17 protein-coding genes are annotated in these 16213 nt (G+C 45.2%); 9 read left to right on the top strand and 8 right to left on the bottom strand.

From position 1 onward, the window contains the following. Positions 1 to 79: 79 nt before the first annotated feature. The 3 genes from MHN09_RS09930 to pip all read right to left on the bottom strand — a co-directional run bounded on the left by MHN09_RS09930 (position 80) and on the right by pip (position 2521). Positions 80 to 994 (bottom strand): bifunctional GNAT family N-acetyltransferase/hotdog fold thioesterase, encoded by a 915-nt coding sequence (locus MHN09_RS09930; protein WP_014950986.1) that lies wholly within the window; start codon positions 992 to 994, stop codon positions 80 to 82. 115 nt (positions 995 to 1109) lie between these two features. Further along, on the bottom strand, positions 1110 to 1547 hold the full coding sequence (gene dtd, locus MHN09_RS09925; RefSeq protein WP_039226792.1) for a D-aminoacyl-tRNA deacylase: 438 nt from the start codon (positions 1545 to 1547) through the stop codon (positions 1110 to 1112). Beyond that, a complete protein-coding gene (pip, locus tag MHN09_RS09920) occupies positions 1544 to 2521 on the bottom strand; it encodes a prolyl aminopeptidase (RefSeq protein WP_168463740.1) in 978 nt (325 codons plus the stop codon). Before pip ends, dtd begins: the two co-directional genes overlap by 4 nt. A 188-nt stretch (positions 2522 to 2709) precedes the next feature. Between pip and MHN09_RS09915 the strand changes: the two genes are divergently transcribed. Then, the gene (locus tag MHN09_RS09915; RefSeq protein WP_014950983.1) at positions 2710 to 2952 is read left to right on the top strand and encodes a hypothetical protein; all 243 of its coding nucleotides are present in this window, start codon (positions 2710 to 2712) and stop codon (positions 2950 to 2952) included. Continuing rightward, complete coding sequence (locus MHN09_RS09910) at positions 2949 to 3587, top strand: DUF2959 domain-containing protein (RefSeq protein WP_061096009.1); 639 nt, start codon at positions 2949 to 2951, stop codon at positions 3585 to 3587. Before MHN09_RS09915 ends, MHN09_RS09910 begins: the two co-directional genes overlap by 4 nt. A 68-nt stretch (positions 3588 to 3655) precedes the next feature. On the opposite strand, the gene MHN09_RS09905 is transcribed toward MHN09_RS09910, so the two are convergent. Both MHN09_RS09905 and metF read right to left on the bottom strand, forming a co-directional pair. Next, on the bottom strand, positions 3656 to 4540 hold the full coding sequence (locus tag MHN09_RS09905; protein ID WP_168463670.1) for a virulence factor BrkB family protein: 885 nt from the start codon (positions 4538 to 4540) through the stop codon (positions 3656 to 3658). A 226-nt stretch (positions 4541 to 4766) separates the two neighbouring features. Further along, positions 4767 to 5654, bottom strand: a complete 888-nt coding sequence (gene metF / locus MHN09_RS09900) for a methylenetetrahydrofolate reductase (protein WP_014950980.1) — start codon at positions 5652 to 5654, stop codon at positions 4767 to 4769. Positions 5655 to 5815: 161 nt separating this feature from the next. Here metF and metJ point away from each other — a divergent pair, with 161 nt between their 5' ends. Then, a complete protein-coding gene (gene metJ, locus MHN09_RS09895; protein WP_014950979.1) occupies positions 5816 to 6148 on the top strand; it encodes a met regulon transcriptional regulator MetJ in 333 nt (110 codons plus the stop codon). Positions 6149 to 6314: 166 nt separating this feature from the next. Here the strand turns inward: metJ and MHN09_RS09890 are convergent, their stop codons facing one another. After that, positions 6315 to 7550 carry a malic enzyme-like NAD(P)-binding protein gene (locus MHN09_RS09890; protein ID WP_014950978.1) on the bottom strand — a complete coding sequence of 412 codons (1236 nt, stop codon included), beginning with the start codon at positions 7548 to 7550 and terminating at the stop codon, positions 6315 to 6317. 680 nt (positions 7551 to 8230) lie between these two features. Here MHN09_RS09890 and MHN09_RS09885 point away from each other — a divergent pair. Continuing rightward, entirely contained in the window at positions 8231 to 8548 is a 318-nt protein-coding gene (locus MHN09_RS09885) for a hypothetical protein (protein ID WP_239240487.1), read from the top strand. Positions 8549 to 8753: 205 nt separating this feature from the next. On the opposite strand, the gene rpmE is transcribed toward MHN09_RS09885, so the two are convergent. Next, positions 8754 to 8966: a 50S ribosomal protein L31 gene (rpmE, locus tag MHN09_RS09880; RefSeq protein WP_014950975.1), complete on the bottom strand. Its 213-nt coding sequence runs from the start codon at positions 8964 to 8966 to the stop codon at positions 8754 to 8756. 467 nt (positions 8967 to 9433) lie between these two features. On the opposite strand from rpmE, the gene priA reads away from it, so the two are divergent. The 3 genes from priA (at position 9434) to MHN09_RS09865 (ending at position 13171) form a co-directional block, all read left to right on the top strand. Next, positions 9434 to 11623 carry a primosomal protein N' gene (gene priA, locus MHN09_RS09875; protein WP_239240484.1) on the top strand — a complete coding sequence of 730 codons (2190 nt, stop codon included), beginning with the start codon at positions 9434 to 9436 and terminating at the stop codon, positions 11621 to 11623. Positions 11624 to 11754: 131 nt separating this feature from the next. Further along, positions 11755 to 12345 carry a cbb3-type cytochrome oxidase assembly protein gene (locus MHN09_RS09870; RefSeq protein WP_014977575.1) on the top strand — a complete coding sequence of 197 codons (591 nt, stop codon included), beginning with the start codon at positions 11755 to 11757 and terminating at the stop codon, positions 12343 to 12345. Positions 12346 to 12430: 85 nt separating this feature from the next. Continuing rightward, positions 12431 to 13171, top strand: coding sequence for a hypothetical protein (locus MHN09_RS09865; RefSeq protein ID WP_239240481.1), 741 nt, complete (start codon positions 12431 to 12433; stop codon positions 13169 to 13171). Here MHN09_RS09865 and MHN09_RS09860 read toward each other — a convergent pair. Then, a complete protein-coding gene (locus MHN09_RS09860; protein ID WP_239240478.1) occupies positions 13168 to 13788 on the bottom strand; it encodes a DUF1294 domain-containing protein in 621 nt (206 codons plus the stop codon). The genes MHN09_RS09865 and MHN09_RS09860 overlap by 4 nt on opposite strands. A gap of 303 nt (positions 13789 to 14091) precedes the next feature. Here MHN09_RS09860 and hslV point away from each other — a divergent pair, with 303 nt between their 5' ends. Further along, entirely contained in the window at positions 14092 to 14616 is a 525-nt protein-coding gene (gene hslV / locus MHN09_RS09855; protein ID WP_014950969.1) for an ATP-dependent protease subunit HslV, read from the top strand. A gap of 82 nt (positions 14617 to 14698) precedes the next feature. Continuing rightward, entirely contained in the window at positions 14699 to 16027 is a 1329-nt protein-coding gene (hslU, locus tag MHN09_RS09850) for an HslU--HslV peptidase ATPase subunit (protein ID WP_014950968.1), read from the top strand. The last annotated feature ends 186 nt before the right edge of the window (positions 16028 to 16213 follow it).

The raw sequence follows: 16213 nt of genomic DNA, 5'->3' as shown, positions 1-16213 counted from the left end.
AACGGCGCTTTTTTTATGAGTGGATTTTTGTTCTTAATGACGGCTCGTACGAATTAGTGATGATCGCTAATCCGTAACGCTACTCTTCTTCATTTTTAGAGGGAGGAAGTACGTAGAATACCCCTTCAAATTCCGCCACAGGGGTGTCGCCATCTAAAATTGCCACACTCAGCTCAAACCTTGCCTTGTTGTCGTTCTCTAGCGGCTTGAACTTTCCAGACAAGGTTTCAATATTACAGATTGCCCTTGGCTTCATCGTGATGGGTTTATGGTAATGAATATCACCATCGCCCAATACAATGTCACCGTCTAATCCACGCTCTTTAAGCTGCAAGTAAATCATGCCCCAGCCAGTTAGTGTAGCTAAAGAAAAAATACTGCCAGCAAACATAGTGCCGTGAATATTGATGTTTTTGTTTAATGATGCACGGGTTTCAAGCGTGCGGCCTGTGTACTGGTAAAGCTTAATTCCCATGTGCTCGGTAATGGGAATGGTCTCAGACCATGTCTCTTGCAGCGATTTACACCACTTAGGGTGAAGTACCAATGTGTTGTTTTCAGTGAACTTCTTGACCATTTGTTGACGTTTAAGCATGCCTAGCTCGTTAGGCGCTTCACGCTCAACTTCAAAGCCACATGCGCTAAAAAAGTCGATAGATATTTCGCGGCTGTTCGTTACAGCGCGCTCGGCGCCCAAGTCTTTCGCAACGTTTTCTAGTGCGGCCATGATCATTTGGCCTAAGCCCTTGCGTTGATGGCCTGGGTGAACCGCAATATGACGAATTTGTGCCTCTTCGGCTGTGTTCAAATGCACACGGCCGCAAGCTACAATTTCGCCATTTCGGTTAGTAATAATACGGTGCTCTGCGACTTGTTCATATTCGTCTTTTTCAGAGCCTGGAGGGAAATTCCATGGCTGGCGTAAGTGTTCCCACCGAAAATGAAAATAGGCTTCAAACTCGGCATCGCTTTTTGGTGTGACTACCTTGTACACAATAAACCGGCCTTCTTAAATGAATGAACGAGTATTTAAACGTAAGAATACATGCGGTACAAGCTTAATTATGTAAGCAAGTTTGGGATGCTGACGAAGCGTACGATTTTACCCGCTAAACGCTAAATTGAAAGGTGACGGGGCCGTCATTAATTAGGCCTACTTGCATATCAGCGCCGAACTCGCCAGTGGCCACCACCATACCTTTATTTTTTAGAGACTGAACGAACTTTTCATAAATGGCTTGGCCGTGTTCTGGCGATGCGCCGCGTGAAAAACCAGGACGATTACCTTTCTGCGTATCGGCTACGAGTGTGAACTGAGAGACCACCAGTATTTCGCCTCCCACTTGCTCAACATTTAGATTCATTTTTCCGTCTTCGTCACTGAACATGCGATATCGACAGAGCTTATTTGCTAGTTTCTCAATCTCCGCGTCACCGTCTTCTTTCTCTACACCCAAGAGCACCAGCATGCCTTTACCAATTTCGCCGATAACATTACCGGCAACGGTGACATTGGCTTCCGATACGCGTTGAATTAGTCCTATCACTTTGACGACTCCTGAATAAAGCGAGACATGTCGCGGGTAGCACGGCAGAGTGCGTAACCTATACTAGGCTCGGAAGTACTGTGCCCCGCGTCGGGGATAATTTGTAGCTGACTTTGAGGCCACGCTTTGTGAAGTGCCTCCGCCGCTTCTGTTTTGCAGATCATGTCGTAACGACCATGTACAATTGTTCCAGGAATATGACTTATTTTGCTAATGTTTTCAAGAATATAGTTTTCGTCTAGGAAGCATTGGTTAGATAGGAAATGGCATTCCAATGTGGCTAAACAGGTGACCAGCTGCATAGGGTAATTAGTTGTCGAGTCACCCACACCAGGTGGTAGCGTTATACGAGAAAGTCTCTCTTCCCATTGGTACCATCTTTTAAGCGCTGAATGTCTTAGTACATCATTGCTAGAACGCACCATTGCACTATAGAAATCACACACTGAATTAGAGGTCACAGGCTTAGGCACATCTTTTGTAAATTTCCGGTAATACTCGGGAAATAATTGAGCTGCACAGCCATTTGGCGATAAAAACCAATCCCTGTCTTCCTGTCGAGCTAAAAATACGCCACGTACAATGAGTCCTGTCACTCGCGGCGTGTACTTTAACGCGTAGAGCAGGGCGAGTGTCGAACCCCACGAACCGCCAAACAAGAGAAATTTTGGAATTGAAAGGTGTGTACGTAATGCTTCGATATCTTCAACATTCGACCATGTGTCGTTGTTTAGCGTGTCAGCGATAGGCGTAGAGCGGCCGCAACCACGTTGCTCATAGCCGATAATGCGATACTTATTGCTGTCAAAAAAGCATTTGTAATTAGGGGGTAAGCCTGCACCTGGGCCTCCGTGAATAAAGAGCACAGGGATGCCGTTTGGATTACCACTTTGCTCGAAGTAAAGCGAATGCCCACTTCCCACTTCGATAAATCCATTTTCATAGTAGGTAACATCGGGGTAAAGTCGTTTCATTTTGTTTCTGCGCGTTGTGTGAGTGCCTGTTTTAGTTTAGTTTATTGTTATACAAACGGTTGCGTGCTGACTGCTTTAACGCTGTTTATGCTTGTAAAATAAGCGATAAATCTTAAGTGTATACTATAGAACAAGTGTCATTACGTGCTAGCTAATCATATTATAGTCATAAATGCGAGGAGGTTTATATGGCAGGTCAAGGATCGGGCGGTAATGTAATCGCCGCAATTTGTAACTTCTTTATTCCTGGTTTAGGTCATTTGGTTCAAGGCAGAATACTGGGCGCGCTGTTCTATTTCATTACCGTAGGCGTCTGTTATGCCCTAGCTGCGACCGTCGTTCTTGCTATCGTATTCTGGCCATTAGGTGCCATTTTGCATTTAATCAGTATTATAAGCGCAGCGCGCTTTAGAGGTGGAGTAACCGCATGAAGCTACTTGCATCAGCATTTGTTGCTATCCTTGCCCTTAGTGGGTGTCAGTCTGCATATTACGCAGCATGGGAAAAGGTGGGCGTTGAAAAGCGTGATATCTTAGTAGACCGCGTTGAAAACGCGAAAGAATCACAAGAGGACGCTCAAGAGCAGTTTAATTCGGCGCTTGAGGCATTCAGCGCGGCCGTTGCATTTGATGGCGGTGAGCTTGAAGATGTTTACAATCGATTAAACGGTCAGTACGAAGATAGTGTTGCCGCCTCGGAAGAAGTGAGTTCACGTATAGACAAGGTGGAAAGTGTAGCTGAGGCTTTATTCGATGAATGGTCTGAAGAGTTAGAGAAGTATGAGAACGCATCGCTGAAGCGGGATAGTGCGGCGAAGCTTCGCGAAACTAAGCGTCGTTACTCTTCACTAATGACGGCTATGCGCAAAGCGGAAAGTAAAATGCCGCCGGTATTAAGCGCGCTTCAAGATAATGTGCTGTACTTGAAACATAACTTAAATGCCAGCGCGATAGGCGCGCTGCAGGGCGAGCTCTCTACCATTGAGAACAACGTCGCTCAGCTTATCAGACAAATGAATTCTGCTATTGCCGAGTCTGATGCGTTTATTTCTTCAATGAAAAACTAGCTTTTAAGCAGTAATAAATAGAAAGGAAGCGAGAAGCTCCCTTCTTTATTTTAAACCTGTAGGGCTGATTATTCTTGAGGTACCTTGCGGGGTTCGTTTTCTGCTTTTCTGTTTTCAAACGCTTCACCTAGGCTGCAGGTAAATTCAGCACCAAACAGCACAATTACCCACGACAAATACACCCATAAAAACAGAATAGGTACCACCGCAAGCGCGCCGTAAATAAGTTCGTACGAAGGAAAGTTCGTAACATAAAGCGCAAAGCCTGACTTGGTAATTTCAAAAGCGATAGTAGCCACGATAGCGCCAACCAGTGCGTGACGAGCAAAGACTCTTCTATTAGGAACCACCATGTATAAAATGGTGAAAGCAAGCATGGCTGCGCCGCTTGGTACAAGACTGAGTAAGAAGGTACCAAGACCTGGTGTGTATTCTTCGGTGAATGCCGCTAATCCAGTTAAATAAGAACTGACCACCACACTGGACCCGATTAACATTGGACCAAGAGTGATCACCATCCAGTAAATAGCAAAGGTATACACAATAGGTCTGTCACTTTGCGTACGCCAAATTCTATTCAGGGTTTTATCTACGTTTGATATAAGCATTAACGCAACGAGCAGCAGCGACAAAATACCAATAGCACTCATTTGTGAGGCATTGCCTACAAAATCGGTCATGTATTTATGCACCACATCACTGGCGGTGGGAACAAAGTTGCTAAAAACAAAATGTTCGAGCTTGCTTCTCACAGATGCGAAGGCAGGAAAAGCCGACATAATGGTAAAGGTCACCATGATAAATGGTACTAAAGATAATAAAGTTACATAGGCTAAGTGCCCAGCAGAGATAGTAATATTGTCTTCTCTACAGCGCTTTATGAAGATGTTAAAGAGATCTCTAACCTGAGGAGTAACATTGTTATATAAGGCTTTAACCTTGTCTAAATCCACTCAATTTCTCCTGACGATACCGTGTAAATGGTAAACAGCGCGGTTTTATCTATGCGTACTGTTATAAAGCATCGATAGTTCATTACATGTTATATCAGATGGTAACTGCGGGCGGCCTTGGTGGCAAAGTTTAATGCAGGCTTTATACAACAAAGGCGCATTGACTGCGCCTTTTGTGGAGTACTTCATTAAACAACGTAAGCACGGTCCTGATTGTCGTTATTTATTAAGCGCCTGAACGCACGCCGAGCATGTGGCAGATGGCGTAGCTCAATTCACTACGGTTCAAAGTATAGAAATGGAAGTGTTTTACCCCTTCTTTAGCGAGTACTTTAACTTGGTCCATAGCAATGTTAGCGCCTATAAGATTACGGGTAGCTTGGTCGTCGGCATCAAGGCCGTCGAACATTTTGTGTAACCATCCCGGCACATGAACATTTGTGAACCCCGCAAATTTCACCAGTGTTTGGTAGTTGGTTACCGGCAAAATACCCGGAACGATATCTAAGTCGACACCCGCTGCGGCTGCACGGTCTCTAAATCGAAGGTACACACTCGTATCGAAAAAGAACTGGGTTATCGCTTCTGTGGCACCTGCTTCTGCTTTGCGCTTAAGGTTTAGTAAATCAAACTGCGCATTTGGTGCTTCAGGGTGCTTCTCTGGATAGGCAGCAACAGAAATATCAAAATCGGCAACGTCTTTTAGCAAGGCAACAAGATCAGAGGCATACATCTCTGTCTTTTCTACTCCTGGCGGTAAATCGCCACGAAGCGCAACAATACGGCGAATGCCTGAATCCCAGTAGTCTTTAGCAATTTGTTTAAGTTCATCTCGGCTAGCATCAACACAGGTCAAGTGAGGAACAGCTGCTACACCGGTTTGCTGCTGAATGCGTTTTACAACGTCGTGGGTTCTGTCACGCTCACCGCTATTCGCGCCGTAGGTTACCGACATGTAGCTTGGCTTTAGTGGCGCGAGACGTTCAACTGACTTCCACAGGGTCTGTTCCATGGCTTCCGTTTTAGGCGGAAAGAATTCAAAAGATACATCAATATCACGCAGTTCCGACAGGGACTGGTTTAATGCATCGATACCTTGTGCGTAAGAAACCATGGCTTTTTCTCTCAAAAATGTATTCTTATAGACGTTTAGACGTCTAAATTAAAGAATATATGTCTAGACGTCAAGAGGTTTACACTGCTCAATTGACCTTTTCGTGAACTTGTTTAGAATTTCTCTTCATAACATAAAAAAGAGTAGACCGAGTTAGTACAATGGCAGAATGGAACGGTAAATATATTCACCCCTACGCAGAGCATGGCAAGAAGAGCGAACAGGTAAAGAAAGTCACTGTCTCTATACCTATTAATGTGCTTAAGGCGCTTACTGATGAGCGTACTCGCCGCCAAATCAATAATCTGCGTCACGCCACTAATTCAGAACTGTTGTGCGAAGCATTTTTGCATGCGTTTACCGGTCAACCATTGCCTAACGATGATGACCTGCGCAAAGACAATCCCAATCGCGTACCGGCTGAAGCAAGACGCATTATGGAAGAAATGGGCATTGATCCAAGCTTCGAAAACGATGTGTCGGAAGACGACTGATATTTGGTATTAAAGAGAAACGGCGCTTTGTTGTAAGTTATTGCTAGTTGGTAACCTACAACACGGCGCCGTTTTTTATGTACTTGTATTCTCGAAGCGCACTTTTTAGCAAATATAAAGGTTGAGCACTAGCCCCTCCATTTTTTTTGCCTTATGCGCCAGAATTTTATTCTTCTGGGCTTTCAGGCACGCGTGCAACGCCAGATTCAATCGCAGCCTTAGATACGGCGGTAGCAATACGCTCGCATAAACGCGGGTCCATAGGTTTAGGAATAATGTACTCCTTACCAAATGTCAGACTAGTACTCTTACTGGCAGCTAGTACTTCTTCTGGTACAGGCTCTTTCGTGATAGCACGAAGGGCTTCTACTGCCGCTACTTTCATTTCATCGTTAATAGCCGTTGCACGAACATCTAGTGCTCCACGGAAAATAAACGGGAAACACAGTACGTTGTTAACCTGGTTAGGGTAGTCCGAGCGTCCGGTAGCCATAATAAGATCTTTACGTACTTCGTGAGCAAGTTCAGGCTTTATCTCAGGGTCTGGGTTAGAACATGCAAATACAATTGGGTTTTCAGCCATCAAGGCCAGTGTTTCTGGTGGTAAAACATCCGGTCCTGACACACCAACAAAAATATCCGCACCTTCCATTACATCTTCAAGCGTACGCTTGTCAGTATTGTTAGCAAATAGCTTTTTGTGCTCAGTTAAGTCTTCGCGACGAGTATGGATAACGCCTTTTCTGTCTAGCATATAAATACGCTCACGCTGGGCACCACACTTTATAAGCAGTTCCATACAAGCGACCGCTGCCGCACCGGCACCCATACACACAATTTTAGCGCTCTCTATGCTTTTACCCTGAATTTCCAGAGCATTAAGCATGCCCGCTGCAGTTACAATAGCGGTACCGTGCTGATCATCATGAAATACCGGAATTTTACAGCGCTTAATTAGCTCTTGTTCAATCTCAAAGCATTCAGGCGCTTTAATGTCTTCTAAGTTAATGCCGCCAAATGTGTCGGCGATATTCGCTACCGTATTAATGAACTCTTCGGTCGTACGATGCTTCACTTCAATGTCAATGGCATCCAGGCCAGCAAAGCGTTTAAACAGAAGGGCTTTACCTTCCATAACAGGTTTCGATGCCAGTGGGCCTAGGTTACCCAACCCTAAAATCGCGGTTCCGTTACTGATAACGGCAACCAGGTTTCCTTTACCCGTGTACTTATAGGCGTTATCTGCATCTTCAGCAATTTCTCTGACCGGCTCGGCAACGCCTGGGCTATAGGCAAGAGCAAGGTCATCGACGCTGTCGGCTGGTTTAGATAACTCTACGCGGATTTTTCCAGGTGTGGGTTTGGCGTGATAGTCGAGTGCGCGTTGTCTAAAATCTGACATGTAAAAAGGTATCCTTAGATGTAGGGTTCATCGGTGTTTTCGTTCACGCTCTGTCGCTATTTTATTGTCGTTATAGTTATAGGTAGATAAACGTAAGCGCGTTACAACCAAGTAATGACAAAAGTGATTATAAATAGTTGTTAGCACTAGGGCTTGTTGATCTTTGTTTTACAGCAATCATCAATACGCCCTAAGGTGGCATGTGGAAAAAGCAGACTAGGCGTTAACCTTTACTGATTTTGTTCACATACCTTAATGGATACAAGCCTCAGGTTTATGTACCCAAAAGCGCCACAAGTCTTGAAAGTAATGCATTATTCACAGAATTAATGCTCACTATCAAAGTGCCGATCGCAACTCTAACACAGCCAATCACTGTGTACATATCTGATCAGAATTCTCATATACCAATGTAGGTTAGGCATACTAATTAGACCAGTAAAATGGGGCTATAATTGCCATTCATACTATTTATTTTGACTTGTTATGCCATTCTGTAGGTCTATTGTGTGGAGGATAAAAACAAAGCTATCAAAGGGATCTACGTTCTCATAAATGCATTGGACAGAAACCCAAATCAGGAAAATAGAACGCAGGGAGACACCTCGTTAATTCTCCATCCAATATTTCTGATAAAATCCTGTGAAAGCCCACTCAAAATTCGCGCTGAAGGCGAGGATATGACAGAAAGAAAACTAATAACCGTGCTAACCGATGTGTGCGAAAGCGTAAAATCTACCAATAATGGTTTTGTTTGGCTAACTCACGTAGGGCATTGGAGAGCGCCGCAAGTGATTGCCGTGTTTAATACTGAGCAGGAGAAGCAGCGGGCGTTGACTAATGGTTGGGATATAGACTTCATAAGCCAAGTGAATATTGCTTTGGCGTCAATTAAGTCAGCACCCGTTGGTATTTATTTTGATAGCGAAGAACAATGTAAAAAAGTGAGTGGCGGCAATTGGGATAGGTATTTATCTAAGGTTAAAAACCTTCACTGAGTTCAGGTCACGCTGGATGTTGTAAATTAAGCTAAAAACGTTTTTAGAAAGGCGAATTGCAGGGCTTGATACACTGGCTAGGTACTGGCCTGACGTAGGATAACGGCGGTAAAGCGCTGTTTGGCACACCTTATTTGTGTGAAGCGTGAATTTTAAGCAATAAAAAAGCGCCATAAAGGCGCTTTTTTCGAACTCGATATCAGGCTTACTTTTTGCCCAATGCACCGAAACGCTTCTTGAAGCGATCAACACGACCACCAGTGTCAACGTTACGTTGCTTACCAGTGTAGAATGGGTGACATGAAGAACATACGTCTAGGTTGATGTCTTTACCAAGCGTAGAACGAATGTTCATTACGTTACCACATGAGCAAGTTGCTGTGATTTCTTCGTATTTTGGGTGGATATCTTGTTTCATTGGGTTACCTCACATAATAAGGCCGTATCGCTATACAACCCGAAGTCGCACACCATACGTTACTTAATTCAAATGATAAGTCGTTCAAAGAACAGCCTATCGCAAAAGAGCGGCGCATAATAAAGGATGGCAGGGCCTTGATCAAGCGGTTTTTGGCCAAATGCTAAACAAGAGAGCTAGACAAGGTAGCCGTATAAAAAGGTAGCCGTATAAAAAGGCCAAACAAAAAACATTCCTTTTATGCTTACCTGTAAAGTATGTTTAAATATTTGTCTTTCAAGGCTGGGCCAGATGCTCTAGTGGCAAAATCATGCGCCAATAGCAAAATGTGTAGCTAGCTGTTAGCAGCGCAAACTGCTGTAACGTATAGGTCTGCAAGAAGCCTCAGTATAATTAGTTTCAACATAAGAAGCTTAGTAAGCGCATTACGCGCTGTAACAATCGTCAAATAAGGTAGAACCTTCGCAATGGCCTTTATCCAAGTTGCCGTGCCAGTGCCGCTGCGCCAACTTTTCACGTATACCCACGATAACGCACTAAGTGCGGGTGTAAGAGTGGTTGTGCCTTTCGGTCCGCGCAAACTTGTGGGCGTAGTTGTTGAAACCCTACACAAACCTGAAAGCGACATTGAAAACTCCAACAAGCTAAAAGCCATTGAGTCGGTACTGGACGATACCCCCATTATAGACGAGGTGTTGCTGAAAATGGCCCAATGGCTGTGGCAGTACTATCATCATGCGCCGGGTGAAGTGCTGCACGCCATGCTGCCTGTTTTATTGCGCAAAGGCGAGTCAGCAGCGCCAACACCTCAAGACATGCTAATGCTTACCGAAGAAGGTAAGCAAACGACTGCAGACACGTTATCGCGGGCGCCTAAACAACAAGCCTGTTTTACTGCACTGGCCGGTGGTGCCTTATTAGCGTCCCAAGCGCGCAAGCAGTATGGCGCACCTGCGGTCAAAGCACTTGTCGAAAAGTCATTGATAAGCATTGAAGAAGTCGCGCCTGAATTTAAGTCAGGCAGTTGGCTTGCCTCGTTATCGGTGTCTGAAAAGCCAATTCCAGATACTGAGCAGTCGGTTGCCATTGCCGCACTTAATCGTCAGCAGGGCAATTTCGCTGTAAGTTTGCTTGAAGGGGTTACCGGTAGCGGTAAAACGGAAGTGTACCTTCAAGCCATCGAACCCTTACTGCGCGACGGAAAACAAGTGCTTATACTTGTGCCAGAAATTGGGCTTACGCCGCAAACGGTGTCACGTTTTGAAAAGCGCTTTGGTATTGCAGTGGGCGTTTTACACTCTCAGCTTTCTGATAAAGAACGGCTACAGGTGTGGCAGCGAGCAAGAGCTGGTGAACTCGGGATAATCATCGGTACCCGCTCGGCTATTTTCACGCCGCTGCACAACCCCGGCATGCTGATTGTGGATGAAGAGCACGACGAGTCTTTTAAACAACAAGATGGACTTCGCTATCACGCCCGTGACCTAGCAGCCATGCGGGCTAAGCAGCACAATATTCCTCTTTTATTAGGCAGCGCCACGCCCGCACTCGAAACACTTAATAATGCGCTAAGCGGTCGCTATGCCCATTTGCAGTTAACTAAGCGAGCGGGAGGGGCGAAAAGCACGTATCAGCATGTGTTGGACGCGCGTGACCAACCCATTCACTACGGTATTTCGCAAGGCTTGCTAACGATAATGCGCCAGCATATCAACGCGGGAAATCAGGTATTGGTGTTTGTGAATCGCAGAGGCTATGCGCCAGCGCTGCTTTGCCATCACTGCGGCGAAACCGTCATGTGTAAGCGTTGTGACCGCCCGTATACGGTGCATAAAGCGCAGAACCGTTTGCAGTGTCATCACTGCGGCAGCATGCGCTCAATGCCATCAAACTGCGAAGCGTGCCATCACAATGAATTAGTTACGGCGGGTACGGGCACCGAGCAAGTCGAGCAAGGTCTTGCAAGCTTATTTCCCGGTGTTAAGCAGGTACGAATAGACAGCGATACCGTGCGGGGCAAAGACAAACTGCACCAGACGCTAGAAGCAATAAACCGCCAAGAGTACCAGCTGCTGGTAGGTACCCAAATACTATCAAAAGGTCACCATTTTCCGCATGTAACCTTAGTGGCGGTGCTAGATTGTGATGGCGCACTTTTTAGTGCCGATTTTAGAGCACCAGAAAAGCTCGCTCAGCTTGTAACTCAGCTTGCAGGAAGAGCAGGGCGCGCTAGTAAACCCGGTGAAATGTGGCTGCAAACTCACAATCCCCACCATCCTTTGCTACAAGATTTAGTACATAACGGCTATGGGCATTTCGCCAGACACGCTTTAATGGAGCGAAAAGCGGCAGGGCTTCCCCCTTTTATTAGCCAGTTTGTCATTCGCGCAGAAGCGACCGACAGCAGTTTGGCCTATCGCTTTTTACAAGACAGCAAGCAAGTATTTCACCAGCAGCATGCTATTGCGTTAAATGGCCCGTTTCCTTGTTTGATTGAAAAGCGGCAAGGCAGGTTTCGGTTTATGCTGGTATGCAGTCATGAAAAGCGTGCGCCGCTTCACAATGCGCTGCGTTTGGCGCTGCCATTTTTACAGGCGTTGCCACAGGCAATGAAGGTAAGGTGGTCGATAGATATTGATCCTACCGATTTCAGTTAGCTTGTTGGGTAGCAATACGTTAAAATTTCTGCAGGATTGAAGTGCAGGAAAGCTGCTGCTTCATAAAGATTTGGTATATGACGTTTTCTTACGCATACAAACAACGATAACAAGTAGGAATATTGCCGACTATGGCTCAACGCGATTATGTCTCTCGTGGACGCTCTCCTCAAAAAAAGAAGCCTGCTGGTAAAGGTAGAAAACCGGCCAGAAGCGCTCAATCAAATGCGCAATCTAACGCCCCGGTTTCTGGAAAACTTCCTATTGTGCGCCTTGTTGGCGTATTCGCATTGGTGATTGGCTTTGGTGCATTTTTGTGGTCAATAAAAGACAATGTAGAAGACGACGTGGATACACAAGCTTCACGACCTGTAGCTCCTACAGAAGAGACGTTACCTGAGCTTCCTGAAGAAGAATGGGAGTACATTAAGACCCTTCCAGGATATGAAGTAGAAGTTGAGGTCAAAGAGCAAGAAAAATCTGACAAACGCTATTTAATGCAGTGCGCCTCGTTTAGAACCCGCGCGCAGGCTGAAGAGATGAAAGCCAAAATTGCATTCCAAGGTTTAGAGGCGCTTATCAGACACAGCACTGGCAGCAACGGCGATTGGTTCCGCGTTATTCTGGGCCCTTACGAGTCTAAGCGTGATGCAGAAAAAGCCAAGCACAGTCTGCGTAAAGTGAACATTGCGACATGCCAAATTTGGTACTGGAATTTGTAGCAGTTTATTGTAGGTAACACTTAATGCGGTGCATATGGCGCTGAAATAGCGCGTAGAGAAAGAATGCGTTTACAAGGAAGTATCAATGAGTATTGCCATCACCGAGCAACCCAATTACGCCGCTTATAGCGTAGAAGAGCTTGAGGACGTTCTGGAAAATATTGATAAGCAGGCCTTTCCAGAACGCTATCAGGCAGCAAAAAATGAGCTCGCTGCTAAGCGGGCAACGCTGCCACCTGAGAATGATACGGATAGCGCCCATCAAGATGAGCATTTTACTCGACCTAAGTGGTCTGAGCTTCATCCAATAACACGTATCAGTAACGGCGCTTTTTTAGTACTTATTGGCGCTTTGATTGTATCGGCATTCACCAACTTTATCGTGATTAACGCATGGCTAAATAATTCAACATGGGCCATTGTTTTATTTACTTTTGTTTATTGTGCCTTTTATTACCTGTCTATTTCCATCGATAAACGACAAGCGCAATTTGTGATGAAAGATTGGCGTGGAAAAGTAACAATTTTCACCATGCCGTTTTTGGGGCTTATTTTTACTTGGAATTTTATTGATAGGGCATTGCCCTACACGCTTCACTTAGCGTCTGAAAAACAAGAAACGGAACTGAAATTTGCTTATGAAAAAGGCAGCGGCTCTAAACACTGTCGACACTCACTGTTGTTAAAAGAGAGCGGTACCTTGTCAGATGGGCGATTATGCTTAAATCAAAGTGAGCACAAACGCTTACCAAATAAAGGATGGGTGTATGTTAAGGGCTCCGAAAGTGGTTTTGGTTTTGACATTGAAGGGTATCGATTTCGCTAAATTTCAACCATGAATTCCTGCGTACTAATCACTTCAAATGCAATTAGCCCAAGCAAAATGAGATTAACCAAAACCGTTACCCAATAAACTCTCATAAATGACGATTTACTACGCTTGTGCTTAAACATCTGCTGGGCAAGCAATGCGCCAGGCCAACCTCCCAATAGGCTTAATATATGCAGTTTTGCTTCTGAAACTCGCCGTTTTTCCTTTTTTGCAGCCGATTTGTCTATGCCGTAAAACAGTATGGTAAGCAAACTTACCGCGCCATAAACGATAGGTACTATAAACGGTAGCCGACCTGACAATGTAAATAACGCAAGTGCACCGGAGAAAATACTCAGTACGATAACGTTACGTTTTCTTTGCGAGGTTGGCTTATTGGCGCGTAAACGTTTTGCTTTGTGATCCTTGAGTAAGCTGATGTTGCAGGCGCGGTGATTACCATTTCTATCCTGCTCAACTTCATAAACAATAATGTCGCCATTAACAGGGCGCCTAGAGCGTTGTTTAAACGCTTTGATATGAGTAAACGCGCGCGTGCCTCCACCGTTAGGTTCTACAAAACCATAACCTTTAGCATCATCCCACTGTTGAATTCTTCCCTGATACTTCACTACCACTCCTTTAAAACCATTATGTAGCGTCTTCATTTTTGCTACTTTATCTGTGCTCTATCACCTAGGCATTATTTCACTTGGCCATAGAGTGTGTTGGCGAGAGTATGCACTCAATAAATGGTGTATTCAATACACTAGCGAACACGCTAAGCCCATATAGTAGGCAGCTCTGAGCGCACATTCTTTTGTCTTACCCTTGAAATTACAAAGCCTTCCCCCACTTATTTGTTATTGAATTTGAACGCTGCTGCCTTTGCTAGACGAAAAACGCAGCGGCGCCCAGCTAAACGGGGAATTAACGTGACAACGATTGTATCTGTACGACGTGGGAATCAAGTGGTTATGGCCGGTGACGGACAGGTATCACTGGGTAACACCGTAATGAAAGGTAATGCGCGCAAAGTGCGCCGTTTATACCACGACAAGATTTTAGCGGGCTTTGCTGGTGGCACGGCCGACGCATTTACGCTGTTTGAGCGCTTTGAAGCAAAGCTTGAAGCCCACCAAGGCCATTTGACCAAAGCGGCGGTAGAGCTTGCCAAAGACTGGCGGACTGACAGGGCGCTTCGCAAACTAGAGGCATTGCTTGCCGTAGCAGACGAAACCGCATCGTTTATCATTACCGGTAACGGTGATGTGGTGCAGCCAGAACAAGATCTTATTGCGATTGGCTCTGGTGGTAACTACGCGCAAGCTGCAGCTACTGCACTACTTGAAAATACAGAGCTAAGCGCGAAAGAAATTGCTGAAAAAGCACTGACCATAGCGGGTGATATTTGCGTATTCACTAACCATAGCCAAACGGTTGATGTACTAGATTACTAAGTAATAGCTGAGTGCTGTTATCGGCTTGCTGTCGCTCGTATGAATTTGAGTACAGCAAGCGCTGTTAGAAAAGGGTTTATTCATGTCTGAAATGACACCAAGAGAAATTGTTCACGAGTTAGACCGACATATTATTGGTCAACAAGATGCCAAGCGCGCTGTATCTATTGCACTTCGAAATCGCTGGCGTCGTATGCAGCTTGAACCTGAGCTGCGCCAAGAAGTTACGCCAAAAAATATTTTGATGATTGGCCCTACGGGTGTGGGTAAAACTGAAATAGCCCGCCGTTTAGCAAAACTTGCTAACGCGCCGTTCATTAAAGTTGAAGCGACTAAGTTCACTGAAGTGGGCTATGTAGGTAAAGAAGTTGAGACCATCATTCGTGATCTTGCTGATATTGCGGTGAAGATGACGAAAGAAAATGAAATGAAAAAGGTGAAATTCCGCGCAGAAGAAGCTGCGGAAGAGCGCATTTTAGACGTTTTGCTGCCTCCACCAGAAGATGCATGGGGTAATAAGGAAAACGTTGAAGATCGCGGTACGCGCCAAGCATTTCGTAAAAAGCTTCGTCAGGGCGACTTAGACGACAAAGAAATTGAAATTGATGTGGCACTTCCGCAGGTGGGCGTAGAAATTATGGCGCCTCCAGGTATGGAAGAAATGACCAATCAGCTTCAGGGCATGTTCCAGAACTTGTCGGGTTCGCAAAAGAAAAAGAAGAAGCTGAAAATTAAAGAAGCGTTCAAACTACTTATTGAAGAAGAGGCTGCACGCCTTGTGAATCAAGAAGATTTGAAAGAAAAAGCCATTGAGTCGGTAGAGCAGCACGGTATTGTGTTTATCGACGAAATTGACAAAATCTGTAAGCGTGAGGGCAACTCGTCGGCCGATGTGTCTCGCGAAGGTGTTCAGCGTGACTTGCTTCCACTTGTGGAAGGTTCAACGGTATCGACAAAACACGGCATGGTTAAAACTGACCATATCTTGTTTATCGCTTCGGGCGCATTCCAAATGAGCAAGCCGTCTGACCTTATTCCAGAGCTTCAGGGGCGTCTTCCAATTCGCGTTGAGCTATCTGCCCTTAAAGTCGGTGACTTCAAGCGCATTCTTACCGAGCCGAATGCGTCATTAACTCACCAGTACATTGCGCTAATGAAGACAGAAGGCGTGGATATTAGTTTCGACGATTCTGGTATTCAGCGTATAGCCGAAGCGGCATGGCAGGTGAATGAGCGCACTGAAAATATTGGTGCCCGCCGTTTGCACACCGTGCTAGAGCGCCTTATGGAAGACATCTCGTTTGACGCCTCTGAAAAGAGCGGTGAGTCATTCGTGATTGATGCAGACTACGTTAACAGCCACCTAGAAACCTTGGTAGATAACGAAGATCTGTCGCGCTTTATCTTGTAATTTAGCGCTAAGTAGAAGTTTCCCCGTTAGTTGATATGTTCAACTAACCCTTCTACATGAACAAGAATTAAAAAGCCGACGTTAAGTCTAATGCCAGTCAGTTAAGCTGACTGGCATTTTTCTTTGTGGGGTATTTAGTCGGTCTTTTCCTCACTACTCTGGGGTAATACCTGTCAGGTCGTTTGT

The sequence above is a fragment of the Alteromonas sp. MmMcT2-5 genome, from assembly GCF_022348315.1.
Classification (GTDB): Bacteria; Pseudomonadota; Gammaproteobacteria; order Enterobacterales; family Alteromonadaceae; genus Alteromonas; species Alteromonas macleodii.
This window is presented reverse-complemented; position numbering and strand designations above follow the sequence as displayed.

Bases quoted from the DNA above. Each gene is read 5' to 3' on its own strand.
- pip (WP_168463740.1), bottom strand. From the start codon at position 2,521: ATGAAACGACTTTACCCCGATGTTACCTACTATGAAAATGGATTTATC.
- MHN09_RS09915 (WP_014950983.1), top strand. From the start codon at position 2,710: ATGGCAGGTCAAGGATCGGGCGGTAATGTAATCGCCGCAATTTGTAAC.
- MHN09_RS09910 (WP_061096009.1), top strand. From the start codon at position 2,949: ATGAAGCTACTTGCATCAGCATTTGTTGCTATCCTTGCCCTTAGTGGG.
- metF (WP_014950980.1), bottom strand. From the start codon at position 5,654: ATGGTTTCTTACGCACAAGGTATCGATGCATTAAACCAGTCCCTGTCG.
- metJ (WP_014950979.1), top strand. From the start codon at position 5,816: ATGGCAGAATGGAACGGTAAATATATTCACCCCTACGCAGAGCATGGC.
- MHN09_RS09890 (WP_014950978.1), bottom strand. From the start codon at position 7,550: ATGTCAGATTTTAGACAACGCGCACTCGACTATCACGCCAAACCCACA.
- MHN09_RS09885 (WP_239240487.1), top strand. From the start codon at position 8,231: ATGACAGAAAGAAAACTAATAACCGTGCTAACCGATGTGTGCGAAAGC.
- rpmE (WP_014950975.1), bottom strand. From the start codon at position 8,966: ATGAAACAAGATATCCACCCAAAATACGAAGAAATCACAGCAACTTGC.
- priA (WP_239240484.1), top strand. From the start codon at position 9,434: ATGGCCTTTATCCAAGTTGCCGTGCCAGTGCCGCTGCGCCAACTTTTC.
- MHN09_RS09870 (WP_014977575.1), top strand. From the start codon at position 11,755: ATGGCTCAACGCGATTATGTCTCTCGTGGACGCTCTCCTCAAAAAAAG.
- MHN09_RS09865 (WP_239240481.1), top strand. From the start codon at position 12,431: ATGAGTATTGCCATCACCGAGCAACCCAATTACGCCGCTTATAGCGTA.
- hslU (WP_014950968.1), top strand. From the start codon at position 14,699: ATGTCTGAAATGACACCAAGAGAAATTGTTCACGAGTTAGACCGACAT.